The 23,679-nt window shown below is 28.2% G+C and carries 16 protein-coding genes and 1 other RNA gene; 8 read left to right on the top strand and 9 right to left on the bottom strand.

The features are described 5' to 3' along the window. Nucleotides 1-249 precede the first annotated feature (249 nt). Nucleotides 250-849 carry an LOG family protein gene (locus CMOL_RS06605; protein ID WP_200282811.1) on the top strand — a complete coding sequence of 200 codons (600 nt, stop codon included), beginning with the start codon at nt 250-252 and terminating at the stop codon, nt 847-849. Then, nucleotides 849-1,865 carry a tRNA 2-thiouridine(34) synthase MnmA gene (mnmA, locus tag CMOL_RS06610; RefSeq protein ID WP_239820178.1) on the top strand — a complete coding sequence of 339 codons (1,017 nt, stop codon included), beginning with the start codon at nt 849-851 and terminating at the stop codon, nt 1,863-1,865. The genes CMOL_RS06605 and mnmA overlap by 1 nt, the downstream gene beginning before the upstream one ends. A gap of 9 nt (nt 1,866-1,874) precedes the next feature. Here the strand turns inward: mnmA and ffs are convergent. After that, nucleotides 1,875-1,972, bottom strand: an RNA gene (ffs, locus tag CMOL_RS06615) — signal recognition particle sRNA small type. 592 nt (nt 1,973-2,564) lie between these two features. Here ffs and CMOL_RS06620 point away from each other — a divergent pair. Both CMOL_RS06620 and CMOL_RS06625 read left to right on the top strand, forming a co-directional pair. Further along, nucleotides 2,565-3,266, top strand: a complete 702-nt coding sequence (locus tag CMOL_RS06620; protein ID WP_239820179.1) for a hemerythrin domain-containing protein — start codon at nt 2,565-2,567, stop codon at nt 3,264-3,266. After that, complete coding sequence (locus CMOL_RS06625) at nt 3,259-5,100, top strand: flagellar assembly protein A (RefSeq protein WP_239820180.1); 1,842 nt, start codon at nt 3,259-3,261, stop codon at nt 5,098-5,100. Before CMOL_RS06620 ends, CMOL_RS06625 begins: the two co-directional genes overlap by 8 nt. A gap of 1 nt (nt 5,101) precedes the next feature. On the opposite strand, the gene CMOL_RS06630 is transcribed toward CMOL_RS06625, so the two are convergent. Genes CMOL_RS06630 through CMOL_RS06645 form a run of 4 tightly spaced genes read right to left on the bottom strand, consistent with a single transcriptional unit; the run spans nt 5,102 to nt 9,846 of the window. Beyond that, entirely contained in the window at nt 5,102-6,739 is a 1,638-nt protein-coding gene (locus CMOL_RS06630) for a flagellar hook protein FlgE (RefSeq protein ID WP_239820181.1), read from the bottom strand. Between the two features lie 11 nt (nt 6,740-6,750). After that, complete coding sequence (locus tag CMOL_RS06635; RefSeq protein ID WP_239820182.1) at nt 6,751-7,698, bottom strand: flagellar basal body rod modification protein; 948 nt, start codon at nt 7,696-7,698, stop codon at nt 6,751-6,753. Nucleotides 7,699-7,756: 58 nt separating this feature from the next. Next, complete coding sequence (gene fliK / locus CMOL_RS06640) at nt 7,757-9,508, bottom strand: flagellar hook-length control protein FliK (RefSeq protein ID WP_239820183.1); 1,752 nt, start codon at nt 9,506-9,508, stop codon at nt 7,757-7,759. A gap of 14 nt (nt 9,509-9,522) precedes the next feature. Beyond that, entirely contained in the window at nt 9,523-9,846 is a 324-nt protein-coding gene (locus CMOL_RS06645; RefSeq protein ID WP_200282841.1) for a PTS sugar transporter subunit IIA, read from the bottom strand. 124 nt (nt 9,847-9,970) lie between these two features. On the opposite strand from CMOL_RS06645, the gene typA reads away from it, so the two are divergent. From typA to CMOL_RS06660, 3 genes are all read left to right on the top strand, one after another. Beyond that, entirely contained in the window at nt 9,971-11,779 is a 1,809-nt protein-coding gene (typA, locus tag CMOL_RS06650) for a translational GTPase TypA (RefSeq protein WP_200282844.1), read from the top strand. Next, nucleotides 11,779-12,417 carry a poly(A) polymerase gene (locus tag CMOL_RS06655; RefSeq protein ID WP_239820184.1) on the top strand — a complete coding sequence of 213 codons (639 nt, stop codon included), beginning with the start codon at nt 11,779-11,781 and terminating at the stop codon, nt 12,415-12,417. The genes typA and CMOL_RS06655 overlap by 1 nt, the downstream gene beginning before the upstream one ends. A 106-nt stretch (nt 12,418-12,523) precedes the next feature. After that, nucleotides 12,524-13,570, top strand: a complete 1,047-nt coding sequence (locus CMOL_RS06660) for a c-type cytochrome (protein ID WP_239820185.1) — start codon at nt 12,524-12,526, stop codon at nt 13,568-13,570. A gap of 17 nt (nt 13,571-13,587) precedes the next feature. On the opposite strand, the gene CMOL_RS06665 is transcribed toward CMOL_RS06660, so the two are convergent. Further along, nucleotides 13,588-14,931: a DUF2130 domain-containing protein gene (locus tag CMOL_RS06665; RefSeq protein WP_239820186.1), complete on the bottom strand. Its 1,344-nt coding sequence runs from the start codon at nt 14,929-14,931 to the stop codon at nt 13,588-13,590. 78 nt (nt 14,932-15,009) lie between these two features. Here CMOL_RS06665 and CMOL_RS06670 point away from each other — a divergent pair, with 78 nt between their 5' ends. Continuing rightward, nucleotides 15,010-16,209: a multidrug effflux MFS transporter gene (locus CMOL_RS06670; protein WP_239820187.1), complete on the top strand. Its 1,200-nt coding sequence runs from the start codon at nt 15,010-15,012 to the stop codon at nt 16,207-16,209. Here the strand turns inward: CMOL_RS06670 and CMOL_RS06675 are convergent. The 3 genes from CMOL_RS06675 to CMOL_RS06685 form a co-directional block, all read right to left on the bottom strand. Then, on the bottom strand, nt 16,206-18,146 hold the full coding sequence (locus CMOL_RS06675) for a pentapeptide repeat-containing protein (RefSeq protein WP_239820188.1): 1,941 nt from the start codon (nt 18,144-18,146) through the stop codon (nt 16,206-16,208). The genes CMOL_RS06670 and CMOL_RS06675 overlap by 4 nt on opposite strands. 148 nt (nt 18,147-18,294) lie before the next feature. Continuing rightward, nucleotides 18,295-19,845, bottom strand: a complete 1,551-nt coding sequence (locus tag CMOL_RS06680; protein WP_239820189.1) for a pentapeptide repeat-containing protein — start codon at nt 19,843-19,845, stop codon at nt 18,295-18,297. Continuing rightward, nucleotides 19,845-23,573, bottom strand: a complete 3,729-nt coding sequence (locus CMOL_RS06685) for a DUF7149 domain-containing protein (protein ID WP_239820190.1) — start codon at nt 23,571-23,573, stop codon at nt 19,845-19,847. The genes CMOL_RS06680 and CMOL_RS06685 overlap by 1 nt, the downstream gene beginning before the upstream one ends. Nucleotides 23,574-23,679: the final 106 nt, after the last annotated feature.

Here is a 23,679-nt window from a genome sequence, read left to right on the forward strand (position 1 = left end):
AAATTTTAAATACTTTAATAAATTTCTTAAAGCATCTAAGTATAATTTATTTCAGTTAGTATTCTAGATATTTGACTTTTTACAAATTTACCATCGATTAAATAAGAATGTGTTTTATCATATCCTTATTTTGCCTTTTAGTTTGATTTTTCCAAATATTTTAATATTAATAAACTTTTCTTTTAACACAAATAAAGAACTTATTATCAATTTTTAGCTAGAATGAATTTTATTTTTAAAGGTTATCAAATGGATAAAAAAATAAGCCAAGATTTAGAAAAATTTGCTAATATACCAGACTTTAAAAAAACCATAACTTTTTTTGGATCTGCAAGATTGAAGAAAGATGATTTTTACTGCCAACAAGCAAAAATTCTTGCACAAAAATGTGCTGAAAATGATTTTTGCGTGATTAGTGGCGGAGGCGGTGGCATTATGCAAGCAGCTAATGAAGGTGCTTTTAATGCTGATGCAAATTCTATAAAATCTGTAGGTTTTAACATATTTTTGCCTCATGAGCAAAAATTAAATAATTTTATAGAATATAGTATTACTTTTGAGAGCTTAGCCATACGCAAAATGGCTCTTATTGAAAAGAGTCTTGCTTTTGTGATTTTCCCAGGCGGCTTTGGAACACTTGATGAGCTTTGTGAAGTTCTTACGCTTAAGCAACTTGAATTTAAGAAAAATGTTCCTATTTTTTTGTTTGGGAGTAAATTTTGGCGAGGTTTTGACGAGTTCGTCAGAAATTCTTTACTCAAACAAGAAGTAATCTCGCAAGGAGATGAGTTAAAGTATAAAATCACTGACGACTTAGATTTTATAATTAACACTTTAAAGGAAATTTAATGAAAATTTTAGTCGCAATGAGCGGAGGAGTTGATAGCACAGTCACAGCCTATAAATTAAAAAATGCAGGGCATGAAGTCATAGGTTGTTATATGAAACTTCACGGTAAGCCTAATTACCATGAAGAAAATATCAAAAAAGTAGAAAAAGTAGCTAATTTTTTACAAATTCCTTATCACATTTTGGATTTACAAGAAGATTTTAAAGATAAAGTTTATATGCCCTTTGTTAATACCTATAAAGAAGGCAAAACTCCAAATCCTTGTGCCTTATGTAATCGCTTTATCAAACTTGGAAAACTTCTTGAATTTGCAAAAAGTTTAGGTTGTGAAAAATTAGCCACAGGACATTATGCAAGATTAGAAAATGGTCTTATTCGTACAGCAGTTGATGAAAGTAAAGATCAAAGTTATTTTTTAGCAAGTGCCGATAAAGAAGCTTTAAAATACCTTATATTTCCATTAGGAGAGATGAAAAAAGAAGATGTTAAAGCTTTTGCATCCTCAATCGAAGTTTTAAAATCTTTTGCCACGCAAAAAGAAAGTTCTGAAATTTGCTTTGTAGAAAATACTTATGTTCAGGTTTTAGACCAATTTATGAATACAAAAATTCCAGGCGAAGTATTAGATAGTAGCGGAAAAATTGTAGGAAAACATGAAGGGTATATGCACTATACCATAGGAAAAAGACGTGGTTTTGAAGTCAAAGGAGCCCATGAACCTCATTTTGTTTTAAAAATCAATCCTGAAAAAAATCAAATTGTCGTAGGCAAAAAAGAAGAATTAAAAATTAACGAATTTGAATTAAAAAACATTAATTTATTTATAGAAGCAAAAAATCTAAATTGCGAGGTTAAAATTCGCTATAGATCCAAATCCACACCTTGCGAGGTTAAAATTTTTGAAGATAAAAGCGCAAAAATCACACTTAAAGAAAGTGTTTATGGTATAGCAAGTGGACAAATGGCTGTATTTTATGATGGGGATAAAGTTATCGCTAGTGGTTTTATAGAATAGCTTTAAAACCCTTTCTCAGATGGCTGCGGCACACACTATGATCAAGTGCTCTGCTGTGTTCCCACCCTGAAGCGGTGCTTAAAAATAGCATTGCACAGGTCTAAGAAAAGGCGGAAGTTATTTTAACATAATACCCTTAAAAAGCCTTGATATTTAAAAAATTTCTCATTTTTATAAATTTTTATAGAAATAATTTTATTTTAATTAAAAAAATTTTATTAAAATCATAAGAAAAATTAATTTGATAATTTAAATTATTTTTTATTATAATTACAATTATTTTTAATTGTAATTTAAAAAATTATTTTTAAAAATAAGTCCTTTTTAGAAAATAATTTGAAGCTAAAAACTAGACTCCTTTTTAGAAAATCGATCTTTCACTCTTTTAGCTACTGATTATTTTAATTTCCAATTCAATTTTAATCGCAATATTGCCATAAAGCAATATTGCTTTTATTACTGAAAATAATTTTTACTTGATATTTAAAAGTATGAGTTAATATTTTAAATATATTTGTGGGTTAGTGTTGGGTGGGTTTTCCTTTTTGTAAAAATCATTTAAATAGATGGATTGTTGGTACCCAACAATCCATTCTTAAACAAAAAGGTGATTAAATAAAAACGTAAAAAAGTATTTTTATTTTTAACTTAAAAAAATGCTTAATAATATAACGTTTACTTAGTTTTGGAGTAAATGCAATGATAAAATGGGATAAAAATTTCAGCATAAAAAATCTGCAATTAGATAAACAACATGAACTTATTTTCGATATCGCTGATATTGCACATGACTTAGCCAAAAAAATACAAAATAATAATATAAATAAACCTGAAGAGCTCAAAGAAGAATTAAAAAAAGTTTTGCTTAAATTATTTCAATATGCTAAAGTTCATTTTAAAGAAGAAGAAAAATTTATGGAAAACATAGATTTTCCTTTAATAGAAGAACATAAATATTCTCACCGAGTATTACTAGAACGAGCTAAAAATCTTTTAAATTATTCTAATGATATTTTCAAACTCTCCGAAGAGCTTTCAATACTTACAAAAGATTGGGTATTTGAACATTTTGCTAATGAAGATTTATGGTTATCTAATTTTACAAGCAAAGCTATACATTTAAAAGAAATTAATTACACTTTAGAACATTATATTAAATTAAAGTCGATTAAATTTGATCTAAGTGGAGAAAAAAATTACGATTATATTTGTAATTGCCCTTTGCGTATTCATAAAGTTCCAGAAACAATCCATCAAGAACTTGTCAGCAGAGAAAATATATTAAGATGCGAAACTTGCGAACAAATTTTAATCCATTTGGATAAATTTGACCCTAAAGAAAATTTTGAAATTTTAAATCAAAAATTTGAAAGCATTAAGGAACAGCTAGATTATGAATAAAACTTTGCATACCTTAGATCCTTTTGAAAGTCTTAAATTTGAGCAAGAAAATTCTCAAGAGTTGCTTGATTTTTCAATTATTGATTTTAAACTTATATGTTCTAATAAAAAACCAGCAAAACGTAAAATTTATGAAAAACAAGATTTTGGTTTATTTAATTCTGATGATTTTTTTGTGAAAAATTATGATACTATGATACAACAATTTATCATAGAAATTCACCCAAAAAAACCTCAAAAGAATTTTTCTATACTTCTTAAAAGCAATACTGCTTTAACGCATCTTAGCGTACATATTAAATGTAAAGAAAATTTTTCTTATTATCCTGATTTTAAAAAAGATATTTTACAAACCATTTATAAAACAATGGCAAAACAAAAAATTTTAATCATAAGACTTGAAAAAAATTTTCTTAAAATTTTAGATGATTTTATAAAAGATCATGAAAATGGAAATGGGATCCAAGAATTAGAATGTTCTCTTGCAAAAGGAGTCGATAAAATAGATAGTCAAAGTGATAAAATTATTATACATCATCAAGAAATCGATGGTGATTCTCCATCGCAAAGCTATGATAATGGAAAATTTTGCAAACCTATCAAAAAAGATGAATTGTTATTTGAATATATTTTTAGAATTAATGGCAAAGAAGGTAGAAATTTAAGAGGAGCTGTCATTGGTTTAAGCCCTGTTAAATTTCATGGCAATCCTTTTAATATTAAAGATGAAAGTATTTATACACAAGAATTAGAAGATAGAATAAGATATTTTAGCAATAATTATGGTTTTTTAAATAAAGATCGCATAGGCTATAGCGTCATAAATGATATTAAAATAAGACAAGTGGGATTAAAAACCACAGGCTCTATTAAAACGGATACTCAAGAGGATATTAAATTAGAAATTTATAATCATGATTTAAGTGATGATGCCATTAAATCAGGCATTGTTAATGTTAAAGCCTCTAATATTAAAGTCAATGGAAATATCGGATCAACTGAAATTCATACAAAAAATCTAACCGTTAAAGGATTAACACATAAAAAAAGTTTAATCTATGCGCAAAATTCTTCTATTTTTATCCATAAAGGCTACATTAAAGCAGAGAATGTTTATATTAAAAATTTAGAAAATGGTACTGTAGAAGCTAAAAATGTTTATATAGAAAATTGCATAGGAGCCACAATTAAAGCTGAAAATATCTTTATCTGCAATCTGCTAACTGATAATACTTTATACCCTGATAAAAAATTAGTGATATCTGATTATATAAAATCTAAAAATACTATTATTTGCAATTTTGAAAATAGTGATTTAGAATATGAAAATTTAAAAAATTTAAATATCAAAGTGCAAAATACTCTTGCTACAATTATCGCAAAAACAAAAAATCTTTATGATCACTTAATCAATAATCAAACTAGAGCTATACAAGCAAAAAAGGGAAAAAATCCTTCATCTGCACAAACTGACTTTATAAAACTATATGATTCAAAAATTAAAAATTATAATCGTTTAGTTGGCTTATATGCTAAATTTATCAAAATAAAATTTCAAATCGATACAAAAATTAACTCTTTAGAACAAGCACAACAAGCAGCTAATATTTATATTAATACACAAGAAATAGGCAATGATAATTTATTATTATTTGAAACTAAAACAAAAAAAGAAGAAATTAGACATACTTTATCTTTGCAAGATTTTCAAAAAAAATTTTATACAGAAAAGAAAAACGATAAATTAGAATTGTTATCAAATCATTATAATGAAATCGAAATAGAAGATTTAAAATTACAATACGAAGAATTAAAAAAGGTAAATTCTTTTTAATTTACCTTTTCATACTAATAGCTTTTTGTATCATTTGATCACTAGTTGTAATACTTTTAGAACTTGCATCAAAAGCTTTTTGAGTTACTATGAGATTAGATAATTCTACACTTAAATCAACATTGGATTGCTCTAAGTAACCGCCTTTAAATTTAGCCGTATTTACCACTTGTCCATTTTTTACAATAAAACTTGCATCCCCACTATTAGCTGTTGCTGCAAAGATATTATCTCCCATTGCAGCTAAGCCTTGTTCATTGATAAAATTATAAAGAGCAAGTTTTCCTACAACAGCATTTTTACCGTTGCTAAATTGTGCTACTACGCTGCCATCATCTGTAACTTGATATTGTTTAAAAAAGCCTTCTGCCAAACCATCTTGCTGAGTGATGATATTTTTTTCTTTGCCTGCTTGCACATAAATTCCACTATATCCTGATCCTGGTTTATTTGGATCATAAGGTGAACCTAAATCTATATTGATATTTCCACCATTAGGATTTGTTATACTTGTTATATTATTTTGAAGCAAAGCTCCATTTTTATCAAAAACCATACTTCCTTCAGTTGGGTTTCCTACGGCTTTTCCATTAGAATCATAAATTTGTGCTATAGCTTTATAGGTTATATTTTCACCTTCTTGAGGTAAGACTCTCTCTAAAGTTACTCTAAGAATACTTTTGCTTCCATCAGCATTATAAACTGGTGCTTCTAAGATATCTTTGTTTGCTTTTTCTTGTTCGGTTGCAATTTGCACAGAGCTTAATTTAACACTATTAGGATCTAAGCCTTTTAAATCTAGCTCTTTACTTTTAAAATTTAAATTCTCATCTAAAGTTGCTTCAAAACTTGTTTTCACACCTTGATCATCAACAAAATTTAAAAGGATCCTATCTCCAGCTTTAGCGCTAAAAACATCTTCTTTACTTACGCTACCGCTAACAACATATTTGCCATCCTCAGTTTTTGTAAGTGTAAATTTATTAGGATCAAGATCTACTGTTACAATTTCTTTACTTGTATTAGTACTTAAATTACCACTCCATTTTACATTTTTAGTAGGTTCTGGATTTAAATACATATTAGTTGGAACTTGTATAGGTTTTTGAGTTGTAGCAGTTCCTATACCAAAAGCATTATTTGAATTAACTGTAAAACCACTATTTACAGGGCTTCCTGTATTTAAATAATCACCCATTAATCCCGCAACTCTGTCACTATAGGTAATTCCACCAAAAGCAGGATTCATAGTCCCTAAAACAAAATTTCCATAAGAATCAACTAAATATCCATTAGCGTCTCTTCTAAAAGATCCATTTCTAGTATAATAAGCATTTCCATCAGCTCCTAAAACACCAAAAAAACCTTTTCCTTGTAAAGCTACGTCAAATTCTCCTCCTGTGGCTGTAACTGAACCTTGCTCAAATCTAATTTGAGAAGATGCAGCACCGCCACCATACCCACCTTGGGCTGGATTGGTTGATTGACTAGTAATTGTACTATAAAATATATCTTTAAATTGTGCATCAGAGTGCTTAAAACCAGTTGTATTAACATTGGCTATATTATTAGCAGTAACATCAATACCAAAACTATTATTCTTAACTCCGGAAATTCCATTGTAAAACGCATTCATCATGGCTACAATCCTTAGCTAAAATATTTTTTAGTGCTAGATGATGAATCATCGTCTGGTTTTGTAAAATCAGAATCTACATCTTCTGAAGGTTTCTCAGTATCCGAAGGTTTTTCATCTTCTGAAGGTTTTTCATCCTCAGAAGGTTTTTCAGTATCCGAAGGTTTTTGCACAGTAGAATCACTTGAAATTTTATAATCTGAAATTTCAGCAATATCATCAAAACTTACATACTGACCACCCATTTTAGCATAAGCAACCCCATCAACAAATTTAATAGATTCTATAGGATATGATCCATAATTAGCGGTAATTTTATCTCCATTTTTATTATTATATACCACTTTAACGGTATATTCACCATCCCCAGCATAAACACCATCATTATTTCTACCTGGCCATTCTAGGGTAAATAATCCTTTAGAAACTTCTTGCCCTTCGCTACTTTTTTCAGAATAAACTAATTTATTATTTTTATCATAAATTTCAAGCGTTAAGCCTTTATTATCAGAATCTTCAGGTAAATACATCTTTAAAGCAATAACCTCATCAGAACCCGTAAGCTTGATAGTATTGTTATGAACAGTTGCCATTTTACCAATAGCCCCTATAGCCGAAGTACTCATACTGGTTGAAAAAGAAGCTGAAAGTTTTTGCATAGTTTCAACCATTTTTTGCATAGTTGTATTTGTATTTTGTTGCATTTCAAGAGCGCTAAGCTGTGAAGTTTGAGTAAGCATTTTATCACTATCCATAGGATCTGTTGGATCTTGATGTTGCAACTCGATCAAAAGTAGTTTTAAAAATGCGTCTTTATCAAGTGTTGCATTAGGATTGCTAACTATACCGGAACTATTACTGCTAGAATTTGAACTATCAGTCTTTGCTGAACCACTTGTAGAGCTTGAATTGCTAGTGACTGGAGTCCAGTTAAGATTGCTATTCCAATTTGTTGTTGCCATCATAAAATCCTTTTTATATTTAAGTCTTTTTTAATTAAAAGCAAAAAGTATTCCAACTTTAGAAATATTTTGCTAAAACAAGTTCTAAATTAATATTTGATTTTTCATTATTGTTTTCTATGGCATCTTTAAAGCCATATCCACTACGATTTTTACCTTTATTTTGGTTTTGCTCTTTTTTCCCTTGATCGCTAAAATTCATTTCAAGTCCGGTAAATCCCATATTAACAAGAGAATTTTTAAATTCAGACTGATGTTGCATAAATAAATTCATAGCGTTAGTATTAGAATTAAAATTTATATGAAGATTACTTCCTCTTTGAACTAAAGTGACTTCAACTTCGCCTAAATTATTTGGATTAAGCGTGATGCTTAATTTCGTAATCGGTGCCTTATAATGCTCCATCGCTTCTTTAAGATCTGCTGAAAAATACTGCAAAGTCTCTTTTGGAGTAATATTTCTTGCATTATTTTGATTAACTTTACTAAGATCTTTTACTAAAGAATTTAAATCCTCTAAACCAGTTTTATTAACTGCTTCATCATGATGATTTTTATTTTGATCAAGATTAAAATTATTTTTTGTTTCTTCTTTATTAGTGCCAAGATGCGTGTTATCTTTATTTTGCACTACTTGAGTTTTATTTAAATTTTCAAAATTAGTTTTTTGATCATTTAAATTTAATTTTAATTCTTGATTATTTGTTTTATTATCTTTTAAAGTCAAATCTTTAGGAGTTAAATTAGAGCTTAAATTTTGAGAATCTTTAAGCATTTCTTTATTGGAATTTTTATCTGAATTTATATTTTGAATTTCACTTTTTTTACTTTGCTCTTTTAAATTTTTTGAAAGATTTGATTCCTCTAAATTTTGCATTTGATCTTTTGAAATATTTTGTTTTTTGTCTTGATTGTTTAAATTTTTTAAAATATCTTTAATATTTTCTTGATCTACATTAAGCTCATTATTTTTATTATTATTTTTAACATCTTTTAAAAGTTCATCTATTTGAATTTGTTCTTTTTTGGTATTTAAGGTATCAAGCTTTTCATTTTTGATTTTTGATTTTTGATTTTCTTGACCTTTTATAATAGAATCTAAGTTTTTTAAAGTCTGAGAAAGCAAAGAATTATCATCTTTTTTATGAGTATTGTTTTTTTGTAAATTTTGATTTAAATTTTTACTTACATGGGCTATTTTATTGTTGATAATTTCTTTAAAAACATTATCTACAACACCTTTAAAAAAATCTGCTTTATCAAGATTTGGAAAAGTAGCTTTTAAATCAAGCAAACGATCTACTTTGATATTTTTTACATTTAAACCTAAATCTTTAGCAATATCTAAAAGTTCATTGAGATTATTTGCACCTTTTAAAGCATTAAAATTAGCCTCAGTTTTTACAAGCTGACTTAATTGACTTGAAAGATTTGCAAGTTTAATATCTGCTGTATCTGTTTTTAATTTATCAAGCAATGAAAGTATTTGCATAAAAGATGCTGATTCAAAAATGCTGATTTTATCACTATCGTCAAATGTTCCCTTTTGAAGTTTATTAATCGCTTCATTTACCACTTCTTTTTCACTAATTTTCATGTGATCAGGTAAAAATTCATTTGTCTCATCAATAGAATTAAGTAAAGAATTTAAAAAATTCTCCCTTTCATCTTCTGTATTTTGAGCAACATTTTCTTCTTTATTTGTATTAGTATTTTGATTTGTTTTTTTTGTTTTACTAAAAGAATCACTCGATGAAGTCTTACTAGGAGCAAGACTTAAAACATCATTTTGTGGGGCTACATTTGACATAGTTTTTCCTTAGATTATTTTAAAAATTTATCCGCAGCCAAGTTAGGAAATTTTTCTTCTAAATATGAGTTTTCATAAATCTTAATCATTTTATTATCATTGAGAAAAACAAGAATTTCTAAAAGTTCATCTAAATTTTTTGCTTGTGCAATTTTTTCAAAATTTTCCTCATTCTCTAGAATTTCTGAAAGTTCGCTTGAAATTCTCACCATTTTTTCATCTTTGTTTGATTTTAAAACTTCTAAAAGATCTAAAACTTGAAGTAAAACTTCATTTTTTTTATCAACTAAATCTAAATTTAATGGTATAAAAAATTCTTCATTTAATGGCTTTGACATTATAATTTCCTTTTTTAATAATATTTGCCAAAACTAAAGCAAGAAGCGTTCCAACTTTTTATTTTTTAAAATTAAGCAAAATTTTTATATAATCTTAGCTTTGAATTTAATAATGGAGAATCTTTTGGAAAATATCAGAAATATAGCTGTTATTGCACACGTTGATCATGGTAAAACAACAATGGTAGATGAATTACTTAAGCAATCTGGGACTTTTAGCGAAAGGGAGCAAATTTCAGAACGCGTAATGGATAGTAACGATATAGAAAAAGAAAGAGGTATTACCATACTTTCAAAAAATACTGCTATAAATTACAAAGGAACTAAAATAAACATTATAGACACTCCAGGCCATGCTGATTTTGGTGGAGAGGTAGAACGCGTTTTAAAAATGATCGATGGTGTTTTACTTTTAGTTGATGCCCAAGAAGGTGTTATGCCTCAAACTAAATTTGTAGTTAAAAAAGCCTTATCTTTAGGACTTAAGCCTATAGTCGTGATCAATAAAATCGACAAACCAGCGGCCGATCCTGAAAGAGTAATCAACGAAATTTTTGATCTTTTTGTAGCTCTTGATGCAAATGATGAACAACTTGATTTTCCTATCGTTTATGCAGCTGCAAAAAATGGTTATGCCAAATTAGATCTTAATGACGAAAGTGACAATATGGAACCACTTTTCCAAACTATTCTTGAAAAAGTTCCTGCGCCAAGTGGTACAAATGATAATCCTTTGCAACTTCAAGTTTTCACCCTTGGCTATGATAATTTCGTAGGTAAAATAGGCATTGCAAGAATTTTTAATGGTGTTGTCAAAAAAAATCAAAATGTAATGCTCGCAAAAGCTGATGGCACTAAAGTCAATGGCAGAATTTCTAAACTTATAGGTTTTATGGGCTTAGAAAAAATGGATATTGAGGAAGCAAAAAGTGGTGATATAGTTGCAATAGCTGGTTTTGAAGCTTTAGATGTTGGCGATAGTATTGTAGATCCTAACAATCCTATGCCACTTGATCCACTCCATATAGAAGAACCAACACTTAGCATTGTTTTTTCAGTTAATGATGGCCCATTAGCAGGAACTGAGGGCAAACATGTGACCTCAAATAAAATTGCAGAACGCTTAGAAGCAGAAATGAAAACTAATATCGCGATGAAATATGAAAGCACAGGTGAAGGTAAATTTAAAGTCAGCGGTAGAGGCGAACTTCAAATCACTATTTTGGCTGAAAATATGCGTAGAGAAGGTTTTGAATTTTGCATGGGAAGACCTGAAGTTATTGTAAAAATGGAAGATGGTGTTAAAACTGAACCTTTTGAACATTTGGTTATCGATGTACCTGAAGAATTTAGCGGTGCAGTTATAGAAAAATTAGGTAAAAGAAAAGCTGAAATGAAAACAATGGCTCCAACAGGAGATGGACAAACAAGACTTGAATTTGAAATCCCAGCTCGAGGGCTTATAGGTTTTAGATCTCAATTTTTAACCGATACTAAAGGTGAAGGAGTTATGAATCATAGCTTTTTAGAATTCCGTCCTTTTAGTGGTGCTGTAGAAAAGCGTAACAATGGAGCTTTAATTTCTATGGAAAATGGTGTAGCTTTGGGATATTCTTTATTTAATCTCCAAGATAGAGGCGTTCTTTTTATCGATCCTCAAACTAAAGTTTATACCGGTATGATTATAGGAGAACATTCTCGTCCAAATGATTTAGACGTAAATCCAATTAAAGGAAAAAATCTGACCAATGTTAGAGCTAGTGGAAGCGATGATGCTATAAAACTTGTTCCACCTAGAAAATTAAGCCTTGAAAGAGCTTTAGAATGGATAGAAGAAGATGAACTCGTAGAAGTTACTCCACAAAATGTTCGCGTAAGAAAACGCTATCTTGATCCAACTCAAAGAAAAAGAATGGAAAAAGCAAAGTCTTAATGGACGCTTTAGAAAATCAAAGAATTCTCATATCCAAACGCTTAAAAATTTTAAAATTTTTAAGCACTCTTGAAGCTATAATAGTATTATTTTTAGCTTTTGTTTTCACAAAAGATTCGATTATATCGCTTATTTTAGCTTTACTTGTAGGTATTTTTTTCTTTCGTTTTACCTCCAAAAAACTTATTCTTGCAAAAAAAGAATTGCAAATTAATGCTCTTAATTTTTTCCTTAAGCGATTTGGAGCTAAATTTAAAAAAGAAGGTTTAAGTCAAAAAGATTTTTTAAAATTAGAAATTGTATCTGATTTAAAAGAATTTAAAAGCCAAAATTGTTTTGATTTTAAAGAATTTAAAATTTATGATGTGCAATTTATCAATACTAACAAAGAATTTTTTTGCGGAATTTTACTTCAGAGTTTAAATTCAAATAAAAAGCATGATTTTAGCGATGAAAAAAATATCTATACTAAACTTAAAAATAAAAATTTCACTCTAGATTATATCTTAAATAAAAATAATTATTTTCTTATTGCAACCCTGAAAAATCCTTTCTTTATTGATCTTAATCAAAATTTAAAAGATAATTTTGAAATTTTAGAAAAAAATTTAAATTCCATTAAAAATAAATTTCTTTAGTCAATATAATCAATAATTAATTTTGTATTATTAAATATTTGGACTTAACATTTAAGTATTAATGTGATAAAATGAAATAAATAACCAAAAACTAAGGAGAAAAATCATGAAAAAACATGTTTTATTTTTAAGCTTTTGTTTAGGTTTAAGCCTAAATGCAAAAAATATAAGTGATTACAAAGTAGGCGAAGAACTAAACGACAAAGAAGGAGTTGCTTATTTTAAAGAATTCTCAAATAGACCTGAACAAGAATGGCCAAACAAAAATTTAAGCATCAATGACGTACCAAAAGGCAAAGAAGGGGATTTAATACGCTATGGCATTAAACTTTTAAGCAAGACAGAAAGCACCTTAGGGCCATATAGCAAACTCAAAAAAACTAGCAATGAGGTTAATTGTATCTCTTGTCATATAGATAATGATGGCAATGGCTTACCAGGCACAAAAAAATACGTAATTCCGTTTTTAAATGTTATGAATGATTATCCAAGATTAGACATAGAAACTATGAAAATCATTTCTTTAGAAGATAGAATTCGTGGTATGGGCGGAACTGATTCTCATCGCTTCCCTGATAACTCTAAAGAAATGAAAGCAATTTTAGCGTATTTTAAATGGCTAAAAAGTGCCTATAGTATCAAAGATGGAGTAAAATTGCAAGGTGAATTTTTTGCTAAAATGAATTTCCCAAATCGCCCAGCTGATCCAGTTCGTGGTAAAAAACTTTTTGAAAAAAATTGTGTTGCTTGTCATGGAGAAAAAGGACTCGGGGTAAAAAATGCAAACTATGAAAAAGGTACAGGACATTTATACCCATCATTGCTTATCTATCCTGATGGCGGACATATGGCTATGATTCCATTTTTAGCAAGATTTTTAAAATCAGCTATGCATTTTGACGCAAGTGCTGATAATCCAATCTTAAGTGATGGTGATGCTTTAGATATCGCAGCTTATGTAAATACAGGCTTTTTAAGAATGCCTATGATTACAACAGAAAACCGCGCAGGGCTTGATATTGCTTATAGCAAATCTCCATCTTTAAAACCTGAGTATTTTGCTTCACCGCAACAAAATTTAGACCCTCAAGAATACATCAAAGCAAAATACGGACCTTGGAAAAATCCAAACTATTTCCCAGAGAATAATTGATTTGGGACTCTCCCAAATCAATCTTCTTTCGCTAAATTTTCAAGACTTTTAATCCCCTCTTCGCCGATTAAATTTTCGCCTTTTAAATCGCTAAATATCGCATTTAATGAACTTACAATAGCAGTAGAATTAAAACTTAGATTTTCTATAGCTCTTTCTCTTTTTTTCCATATATTTTGCAAGGCTCTTTTTTCAGCCTCAAGCTCTTCTCTCATGGTTTGATAAGTTTTAAGTATGAAAGTGATTTGAGTATTAAATTCTTTAGAATTTAGATATTCATATAAAATATGATTTTTTTCATCTTTATTTTGCAAGGCATTTTTTAATTTGTAAGCATTGATTATGCTTTCTCTAAGAACAGCTAAGACGCCTTTAAATTCAGCAAAAGTGCAGATTAAAATTCCTTCTTTAAAATGCGTTTTTTCTTTATCTTTAGGCATAGTTTTTGTGATCAAAACTGCGATATCGCTTTTTGCAGCTATGCTGTCTAGTTTTAATTTATCTAGCCATTCTTTATTAAATTCTTTAGTGCGTTTGCTCTCGTATAAAATCTTGCCGCAAATATTGCCAAAAGCATCTTTAACGATGTGCAAACAATCAGCCCCATTAACACCCTTTGGCACTTCTTTAACCTCATCGCTAAAATATTCATTTTGGATATATTCTTCGATAAGCAGTTCCGCCGCTTCGCCTTGAAGTTGCTGTGAGCCTTGCTCGACTTTACGTTTTGCCGCATCAAGTTCTTGAGTGACACTTTTAAATTTGATCTCAAGTTCTTTAAATTTTATATCTTGCTCTTCATTTTTGCTTTGAAATTCAAGACGAATTTTTTCCTTTTCTAGCTCTAAATTCTTTTTTTCTTGCTCTTTAAATTCTTTAAAAGCCTCTTCTTTGATTTGCAATTTTAATCTTTCTTCATTTTCTTTTTGTTCTCTTTTTAGCCTTTCATTTTCAGCCTTTAAAGTCAGAAGTTCGCTTAGTTCTTTGCTTTTTTTATCGAGCTCTTCTTGCATGATTTTCTTTTCATTTTCATGTTCTTTAGCAAATTTTTCCATAAAATCTTTTTGAAAAATTTGTTTTTGCAAAAGTGCTTCTTGTTCGATTTTTTGTTTTTCGATGTCAAGTTTTTGGCTAACTTGTTCGCTGATGAGTTTTTCTTGTTCGGCCTTTTGTGCTTTTAGCTCGGATAAAATTTTAGAATACTCCGCCCTTTTTTCATTGACTTCTTTTTCAAATTCTTGCTTTTGTTTTTGCATATCTAGTTTAGCTTTGTCTAAAATTTGAGTGTATAAAGCTAAACTGATATCGATAAAATTTCCGCAATTTGGACATTTTATTTTTTCATTTTGAAAATTTTGCAAATTCTTTCCTTTTGTTAAATGGATTTTTTATAAAAATTATATTAAATTATAGCTTTTTACTTTTTAAAAAGGGAATTTATGCAAAAACAAACACAAATTCACGGCTTTAAAAAATTAAAACTTATTATCATCCTTGCTTTGATGTCAAGCATAGCGCCACTTTCTACGGATATGTATTTGCCTGCGCTTTCTCACGTGCAACAAAGCTTTCAAACAAGTTCTTTTTTAACCCAATTAAGCCTTGCGAGTTTTTTCATCGCTTTTGCCTTAGGGCAGCTTATATATGGGCCTTTAAGCGATGTTTTTGGACGAAAAATTCCTGCTTTAATAGGAATTTTGTTTTTCATACTCTCTAGCTTTTTTTGTGTGGTCATTGACAATATTTATGCTTTTATCGCTTTAAGATTTTTTGAGGCTCTTGGGGGATGTGCTGGAGTTGTGATCGCAAGAGCGATCATCAATGACTTATTTGAGATCAAAGAAGCGACAGGAATTTTTGCTTTGATGATGGTTTTTAGCTCTCTTGCACCTATGCTTTCTCCTACTTTTGGTGGATTTTTGCTCGAGTATTTTTCTTGGCATAGTATTTTTGCTACGCTGTTTGCCCTTGGGATCACGCTTTTTTTAATGATACTTTTTGGGCTTAAAGAGTCAGCGCCCAAAGTTACTGATAAAAAACAATTATGCCCTTATGAGGCTTTTAAAAAATACAAAATCGTTCTTAGCGATAAAGCCTTTTTTATCTGCGTTCTTTGCGTATCTTTCGCACTGGCTGCGATGTTTGCTTATATCGCTGGATCGAGTTTTGTTTTTACGCAATTTTTTGGCATCAGTGAGCAAAAATTTGCACTGATTTTTGGAGCTAATGCCTTTGGATTTGTCATCTGTGCTAATATCAATGCGAGATTGGTTTTAAAATTTGAAAGCAAAAAAATTCTCTCTAAAGCTTTGGTGGTTATGCTTTTATCGACGATTGTTTTACTTGTAAATGCTTGTTTTTTCCCGAATTTATTTCTTTTTGAATTTAGCCTTTTTACAAGTATAGCTATGCTTGGCTTTATCGCGCCAAATACTGTAACTTTGGCCATGGCAAGATTTAAAGAAAATAGCGGAACGGCTTCTGCTATACTTGGGGCTATGCAATTTGGCTTTGCTGGGGCGATTTCTTACATCGTCGGTGCCATAAATGCAAATACACCGATAATCCTTGCTTTGGTAATGTTTCTTTGCGTTTTGATCGCTAATGGAGTGTATTTCCTAGCTAAACCTAAAATTTAGCTAGGCACTATGGAATTTTTACGTGCGGTTTTTTGGAGTGAAAAAAGGACTAAAGCCATAAGTATGGTATATAATATATTTAAAGTTAACAAACTTGCATGATTAGAATTTCCATTAGAATCACCTAGAAATTTTCCTATTAAAGGAAGAATTATGCTAGGTTGGTTTATTAGCATTATAAAAAATACCACATATGACAAGATAAGTGCTACATATCGACCAAAAAACAAAGATTTCGTATAAACCAAACAAATATACGAGTTAACAAATAAAGAATTTACAAATAACAAGTATTTAAAGCCTTGGTCTAAATTTAAGAAAAAATCAAAAATTGCAAACAATATATAAAAAACACAAGGGATAAGCAATGCGATAACTAAACTTTCCATCAAATAGCATAAATCCAAGATTATTATCTTTAATCTTGAAAAAAGTTTTATAAAAATTTCTTTTTTAAAGACTTTTAGCAACCATTTTTTTATATAAGGCAAACATTGAAAAATTTTTAAAATACTTAAAAAAGATTTGATAAAATTTTTACCTATCAAAATAAGCCCAAAGGACATACAAATAACAACCCCGATATTAAAATAAAACTCAAATTTATCAAAAAATCCAAATAAAGTTAAAATTGCCCTTGTATCTTTAAGCTTGTCATCATGAAGCCAAGTAAAACCAAAAATAAACAAAGCATACAAAGCAATTAATAATATAAGATTGTTAAAAACTCGCAAAAAGTCCGTATGATGATCGCAAAGTTTGCGATAAAATCCCAAAAGTAAAAAATCTACCAATTGAGAATGATTTCTATTGTTTTGCTTTATATCTTCGTCAGTCGTGACATTTTTAAGCTTATTCCAACTTTGTTTTAGCTCTATCTCTTTACAATAAAGCTCGCATTTGTGAAAATTTGATGCATCTAAGAGATTGTTATCTTTTATCAAGGCATTTTTAAAAACCCTAAAAGAATCTCTAAAATCATTAGCAAATTTATCTAAAGATTTTTTATTTTGTTCTTTTTTATTAAACTCTTCACACTCTTGATTGATTTTCTTTTCTAAATTTTCAAAATCAAAATTTAAATTTGTATTAACAGCATTTAAATTTCCTTTGAAAATCGCTTGGGAGAAATTCGGAGTTTCGCTAAAAATTGTATTATAAAAATTAGCGATATCATAAAAAATAGCCTTGCTAAAATTTACTTCTCCAAAATTTGCAAAAGAAAAATATGCTTTTCCAAAAAAAGATGATTCTTTAAAATTTACACCACTTAAAAATTTTACATTGTTAAAATATACATCTTTTTTAAAATACGCCCTAGAAAAAATAGATTTTTTATTAAAATAAGCATCGCTAAATCTAACATTTTTACCGAAGGAAACCTTATAAAAAGATACTTGATCTTGAAAGCTACAAAAATCAAATTTTACATTATCTAAAAATTCAACATTGTGCGGAGTGAAAGGTTTTAAAAAAATATTTTTTGAAAAATCAACTTTATGAAATTTAATATAATATAATAAGATTTCATTTATTTTATTACTATATATTCTAGCATATGTATAGAATTCAGAGTGTCCGTAAAAATTTAATTTATCAATATTACAATCACTTATTTCAAAAAAATGACCAAATTTTACGCCTAAAGCAGTAATAGTGTTTAGTTTGCATTTTCTAAAGAAACATACATTTTTTACTTCTTTAATATTAAAATTAATAAATTCAAAACAACACTCTTCAAAACACAACGGAATATCATTAAATGATGAAAAATATACATGATTAAAATTAACTCCTCTAATACAAAAACACTCATAAGAAGTCGGCGAAGAAGTATCTCGAACAAGCTGATAAAAAATACAATTTATATCAATATTAAAATTTTTAGATAAGGCTAAAAATATTTTGTCTTGCTCCTCTTTTGTAAATTGTGACATTTGTTCTACCTTTAAATAGTAATATAATTTTAATTTATTTAATATGATTTTTATATTTATCAGATATAAAACAAATATAAAAACAACTTTTCACTCTATCCATTTAATCCCTCATCTTTCATCGCATTTCCTTGACTTTCATTTGTTTTTAGCTCGGCACTATGGAATTTTTACGTGCAGTTTTTTGGAGTGAAAAAAGGACTAAAATAATCAAAGTAAAATATACCACGTTCAAACTACTCATTATGGCTAAATTTTTATCATCATCCTTAAAAATATTGTATATGAAATAAAATTCTTTCGGCTTTAAAAATAAAACAAAAGCTACAACAAAATACGAAAAAGATATAAAAATATATCTCAAAACAAGAGAATTTATAAAAAACAAAAACAATCCAAAAAAGCTTAAACACGCAAAAGATATATACACAACATCTTTAAATATTTTTAAACCAAAAAATTTTGCTAAAAAATCTCCAACTATACCAAAGATAGAAATACCCATATAACAAATCATACAAACAAATAAAAAATTAAGTATTTCTTTTATTATAATCTTACACCATTGAAATTTTTTTATTTTGATTTCTCGATTTATTACATGCGTTTTTTCTTTATTTTTACAAAAATATATGGAGCAAACACATATAAATAGTAAAATACCCGGTATATACCAAAAAATATTATTATGAAAAATATCACTTAAATAGATTTTAGTATCATTTATGATTTCTTTACCACTAATATACAAAATAAAAAAATTGTATAAAACATATAAAGATATTAACAATATAAGATTGTTAAAAACTCGTAATAAATCCGTATGATGATCGCAAAGTTTGCGATAAAATCCCAAAAGTAAAAAATCTACCAATTGAGAATAATTTCTATTGTTTTGCTTTATATCTTCGTCAGTCGTGACATTTTTAAGCTTATTCCAACTTTGTTTTAGCTCTATCTCTTTACAATAAAGCTCGTATTTGTGAAAATTTGATGCGTCTAGGAGATTGTTATCTTTTATCAAGGCATTTTTAAAAACCCTAAAAGAATCTCTAAAATCATTAGCAAATTTATCTAAAGGTTTTTCATCTTGTTTTATTCTATATTCTATAAAATTTATATCCCCTTTTCTTATTTTACTTTCCAATTCATCAAAATCAAAATTTAAATTTATATTTGTAGCAATCAAATCTCCTTTAAAAGTCACTCGAGAAAAATTTGGCAACTTATAAAAATATGTATTATAAAAACTGACTTTATCTAAAAATGTGCTTTGATCAAAACTTATAAAATGTTCAAAAACACTGCTTTCAAAATTGCAAAAAGTTTTAAATGTGCAAGCTTGAAAGGTTGTTTCATTTTTAAAATTGCACAAGATGAAAGATATATTTTTAAAATAAAGATTAAAAAAAATAATTTTATTTTCAAAATCACATTTCAAAAAAAATATTTTATTTCCTATATTTAAACTTAAGCCTCTGGTATCTTTAATTTCACATTCAAATACACATTTTTTAAAAGATAAATTATATTGTTCATATAATTTACAATTAAATTTTTTTATGTGTATTTTTTTTAAATTATTATTATCTTTAATGGTATAAATTTCCTTATTTTCATCAAAATTTACATACTCTTTAGATATTCCTAAATTTTCAGCTATATCTATTATTGCTTGTTCTTTTGTTAGTTCTTCCATTACTTGCCTTCGATTATTTTTATCTCGTCTTCGGTGAGATTATACAACTTATAAACTAAAGTGTTTATTTTGTCTTCTTGAATTTTGGTATCTGCGTTTTTGTCTTGTTCTTTGGCTTTTAAAATCTCATCGACTAAGGTTACTAACTCGTCAGCTGTTTTTTGATTTTTAGAATTTATCTTTGGTATAGGAAGTTTTTCTACAAATATTTTACTCATTTCATAACCACTAGCACCTAACTTCGCTCCAATCTGTTTAAAATAATAAAAATTTACATTAGAATTTAGCAATGCTGTTAAATATAATAGCTCTTTTTTATTATTTTCTTCGTGTGACAAAATAAAACATTTTTGATTTACTAAAAAGAGTTTATTATCATAAAATGCTATAAATTCCTTATTCATATTTGGATAAACAATCTTTTCTTTTTCAAATTCTTGATAATAATTTGCTCCCCATCTTTGCAAACAATACCACTCGTAACGAATTCCTGTTTCATCTTTATTTCTTTTAGATAATCTTGCTTTGTGTGAAAATAAGTGATTATATAAACTTGGATATTGTTTTTTTAAATCCTGCTCATTTTCTAACATAGTTTTTGGATTTTCGGTATTTGGAAAATGCCAAGGTATAAATATTATCCAAAGTCCCGCCCATTCATAAGCATACCTTTTTATATCGCGTCCGCGTAGCATTTTGCGTATGAGTTTGGCGGTGCGTTCTTTTTCTTCTTCATCTTTACAATTTGCTAAAATCTCATTTCTTTTTTCAGTGGTGATGATAAAAGCTTCATTGTAGCCGGTTTTGATACCATAATTTATATTAAGTCCATACCAATCCTTAAGCGGAGTGCCTATACGCTCTATCTTAGCCTTTAGAGCACTGATGTTTTCATCGCTAAAAGTAAAGCTTTCTTTACTTAAGGATTTTTGCGGAAGTTCTTTGAAATTTGTATTTAAAGCGATATTAAATTGACAAACTTTTAAATTTTCATTATCTAAGGCAAGGTATTTGAAATAAGAATCTTTAGGCTTTAGTTTTTTAAAACTCAGTATGCTTGTATCCACTGTGGCACTATCAAAAACTTTGACGCCGTTTAGATCGATGTATTCTAAAATTTGAGTATTTTTGAGTAAAAATTCACGCAAAGCCTCGCCGTATCCTGCACGAGTGTATTTGTTAGATGTGATGAAAGATAGGACGCCGTTTTCTTTAAGCACGTTAAAACCTAGCTCGTAAAAATACGTATAAATATCGCTCGTGCCTTTATAAACCTTATAATTTTTTGCTAAATTTGGCTTAAGCTCTTTTATCTCTTCTTGTCTGATATAAGGCGGATTGCCGATGATGAGATCAAAGCCTTGAAAATTTCCGTTATTATCAAGCACTTCAGGGAATTCAAAACGCCATTCAAAAGGATGTGATTTTTCTAGCTCAAAAATACGCTCATAAAGATCTAAAAGTTTTTTAAATTCTTTTCTTGCAGCTTTTTCATCAAAACTGAATTCAAACATATTTTTAGAAAAAAAGCTTTTAAATTTTTCATCGTGATGTTCATCGGCTAAAAAATCGCCGTATTTTTTAGAATACTCGTTTGCATTGTTGGTTAGTTGTTTGATTTCTTTAGCAAATTTGTCTTTAAGACAAAAATTTTTAAAAGATTCTTTGAGGTTTTTGATTTCTTTAGCGATGAGATTTTTATCGGTGTAAAATCCTTCCTTATAGTCTTTAACTATATGTTGATACTTTTTCATACGCTCTTTGATGTTAGGGTAATGCGATAAAGATTTTTGAGTATCAAAATACGCGATCAAAGAATTTCCGCATTTTATATTTATGTCGATGTTGGGTAGGGTTTGAAGAGTGTGGGTATTTTTGCCATTTTCAAAGATATAATAGCTAAATTTTAAAAGCTCTATCCAAAGTCTTAGTTTAGTGATCTCGCAAGAATTTGGGTTGATATCCACACCAAAAAGACAATTTTCTATAATGTCTTTTTTTATATGAAAAAGTTCTTGTTGGATCAAATGCGCTTTGTCATCTTCTCTCATTGGACATTTATAAGATATATAATCATTAAAATTATTTTGTATCAAAATCTCATCATTTTCCAATTTTAAATAAAATTCATGCTCAAATAAATTCAATTGATCATAAATTTTAATCATAACATTTAAAGCAGAAACTAGAAAATGTCCGCTTCCTACGGCTGGATCGCAAATTTTGATGGAATTTAAAAGCTCTTTTTGTGCCTTTTTATCTTCTTTTCTCAAAGCTTTTCTTAACTCGCTTATGTCTTTAGCCTCAAGATCAAATTTAGCATTGAATTTATCAAGAACTACTTTTGTAATGCTCTCTTCGCACATATAAGAAGTTATAAAACTTGGCGTGTAAAAACTTCCTTCTTTATAGCCATTGAGTTTTTCAAAAACATTTCCTAAAACGCTTGAATTTATAAGCTTGTCATGATTTATTTTTTGATTGTTTTGTATATCTTTGTTTGTAGTGGTAAAATCATAAGCCCTTAAAAATGCAAAAAGATATTCTAAAAGCGGCAAATGTTTTAAATTTACATAGTCTTTATCTTTTTTAAGTATAGAATTTGCATAAATTTCAAGTGGTTTAGAATCTAAAAATCTTATATCCTTACCTTGCATTTCCTGTGTATTTTTATCAAACAAGGATGAATTCATATAAGGTATAAAGTCAAATTCTTGGGATTTTCTTTGGTCTTCTTTTTTAGCCAAAACCTCAAAGAAAAGCTCTGATAATCTAATAAAATTTGGAATTTTACTCGCGGTTAAAAATGGTATTTTTATATGCTCAAATGATAAAAGCATGGATTCAAATAATCTCAAAAATAAAATTCTATTATTCCATGTAATCAAAAGTGCAAAAATATCATCAAAACTTATATCTTTATAAGCTTGCCTTATAGCATCGCTTAATGTATTTGGGATATCGGATAAAATGATATTTTTCTTATCATTTTCGTGCAAACCTAAGATGTAAAGCAATTCTTTATAAAAATTTGAATTTAAAGCATTAGCATCATAATTTTGCTTTTGACGCAATAAAACTTGCGGGGATAAAATCTGATAAATATAGGATAAATCTTTATCATGCAAATTTTCATCTAATGCAAAATACGTATAACAAATTTCTTGATCAAAATCCAATAAATAATTTGCAACTTTTTCAAAAAATACTTCAGTTTTTACGCTTGTGCCTTCTTGTTTATCGCAATTTTTAAAATGTTTGTTAATTTCTTTGTCATTGTAAAATAATCTTTCATATTCCCTCGCATCAATAATAAAAAATTCCTTAGCATTGCAAAGAATAATATGTTTGATAAAATTATTTTTCTTATTTTTTCTTTCTCTTAAAAAATAAAGTATGCTTTCATAAAAGGCTTTAGAGAGTAAATTTTTGCTTGATTGTGGAAATTCTTTTTTGTTAGTAGTGGATTTTACCTCAAAAATAACATTAGCGATATCTTCTTGATAAATAGCTAAATCTATTCTATCTTTTATATTTATTTCATATCCATATATCTTTTTTAAAAAATGAGAAATCTCGTTTTTTTGAAATTCTTCTAAATTTTGTTTTAACGCTTGTTTTAAAAAATCTTTGATTTGATTTTTAAAATCCTCTATGATATCTTTAGTAGGAATTTTAATATGATATTTTTTAGCAAAATCCTCTAAACTCTCTAGCTTAAAACGCATTATTTTCCTTTTTTATTTTTGTATAATTTTAGCAAAAAATCTTTTTTTATTGATTTGATTTTATGCTTTACCTTTAATATTTGTTAAAAATCCAATTTAAGAATTA

This window comes from Campylobacter sp. RM10537 (genome assembly GCF_022369435.1).
Classification (GTDB): Bacteria; Campylobacterota; Campylobacteria; order Campylobacterales; family Campylobacteraceae; genus Campylobacter_D; species Campylobacter_D molothri.

Excerpts from the sequence above, each read along its gene's own strand:
- fliK (WP_239820183.1), bottom strand. The coding sequence starts at position 9,508 with ATGTCAAATGTAGCCCCACAAAATGATGTTTTAAGTCTTGCTCCTAGT.
- CMOL_RS06685 (WP_239820190.1), bottom strand. The coding sequence starts at position 23,573 with ATGCGTTTTAAGCTAGAGAGTTTAGAGGATTTTGCTAAAAAATATCAT.
- CMOL_RS06680 (WP_239820189.1), bottom strand. The coding sequence starts at position 19,845 with ATGGAAGAACTAACAAAAGAACAAGCAATAATAGATATAGCTGAAAAT.
- mnmA (WP_239820178.1), top strand. The coding sequence starts at position 849 with ATGAAAATTTTAGTCGCAATGAGCGGAGGAGTTGATAGCACAGTCACA.
- CMOL_RS06620 (WP_239820179.1), top strand. The coding sequence starts at position 2,565 with ATGATAAAATGGGATAAAAATTTCAGCATAAAAAATCTGCAATTAGAT.
- CMOL_RS06625 (WP_239820180.1), top strand. The coding sequence starts at position 3,259 with ATGAATAAAACTTTGCATACCTTAGATCCTTTTGAAAGTCTTAAATTT.
- CMOL_RS06655 (WP_239820184.1), top strand. The coding sequence starts at position 11,779 with ATGGACGCTTTAGAAAATCAAAGAATTCTCATATCCAAACGCTTAAAA.
- CMOL_RS06630 (WP_239820181.1), bottom strand. The coding sequence starts at position 6,739 with ATGATGAATGCGTTTTACAATGGAATTTCCGGAGTTAAGAATAATAGT.
- CMOL_RS06675 (WP_239820188.1), bottom strand. The coding sequence starts at position 18,146 with ATGTCACAATTTACAAAAGAGGAGCAAGACAAAATATTTTTAGCCTTA.
- CMOL_RS06660 (WP_239820185.1), top strand. The coding sequence starts at position 12,524 with ATGAAAAAACATGTTTTATTTTTAAGCTTTTGTTTAGGTTTAAGCCTA.
- CMOL_RS06645 (WP_200282841.1), bottom strand. The coding sequence starts at position 9,846 with ATGTCAAAGCCATTAAATGAAGAATTTTTTATACCATTAAATTTAGAT.
- CMOL_RS06605 (WP_200282811.1), top strand. The coding sequence starts at position 250 with ATGGATAAAAAAATAAGCCAAGATTTAGAAAAATTTGCTAATATACCA.
- CMOL_RS06670 (WP_239820187.1), top strand. The coding sequence starts at position 15,010 with ATGCAAAAACAAACACAAATTCACGGCTTTAAAAAATTAAAACTTATT.
- CMOL_RS06635 (WP_239820182.1), bottom strand. The coding sequence starts at position 7,698 with ATGGCAACAACAAATTGGAATAGCAATCTTAACTGGACTCCAGTCACT.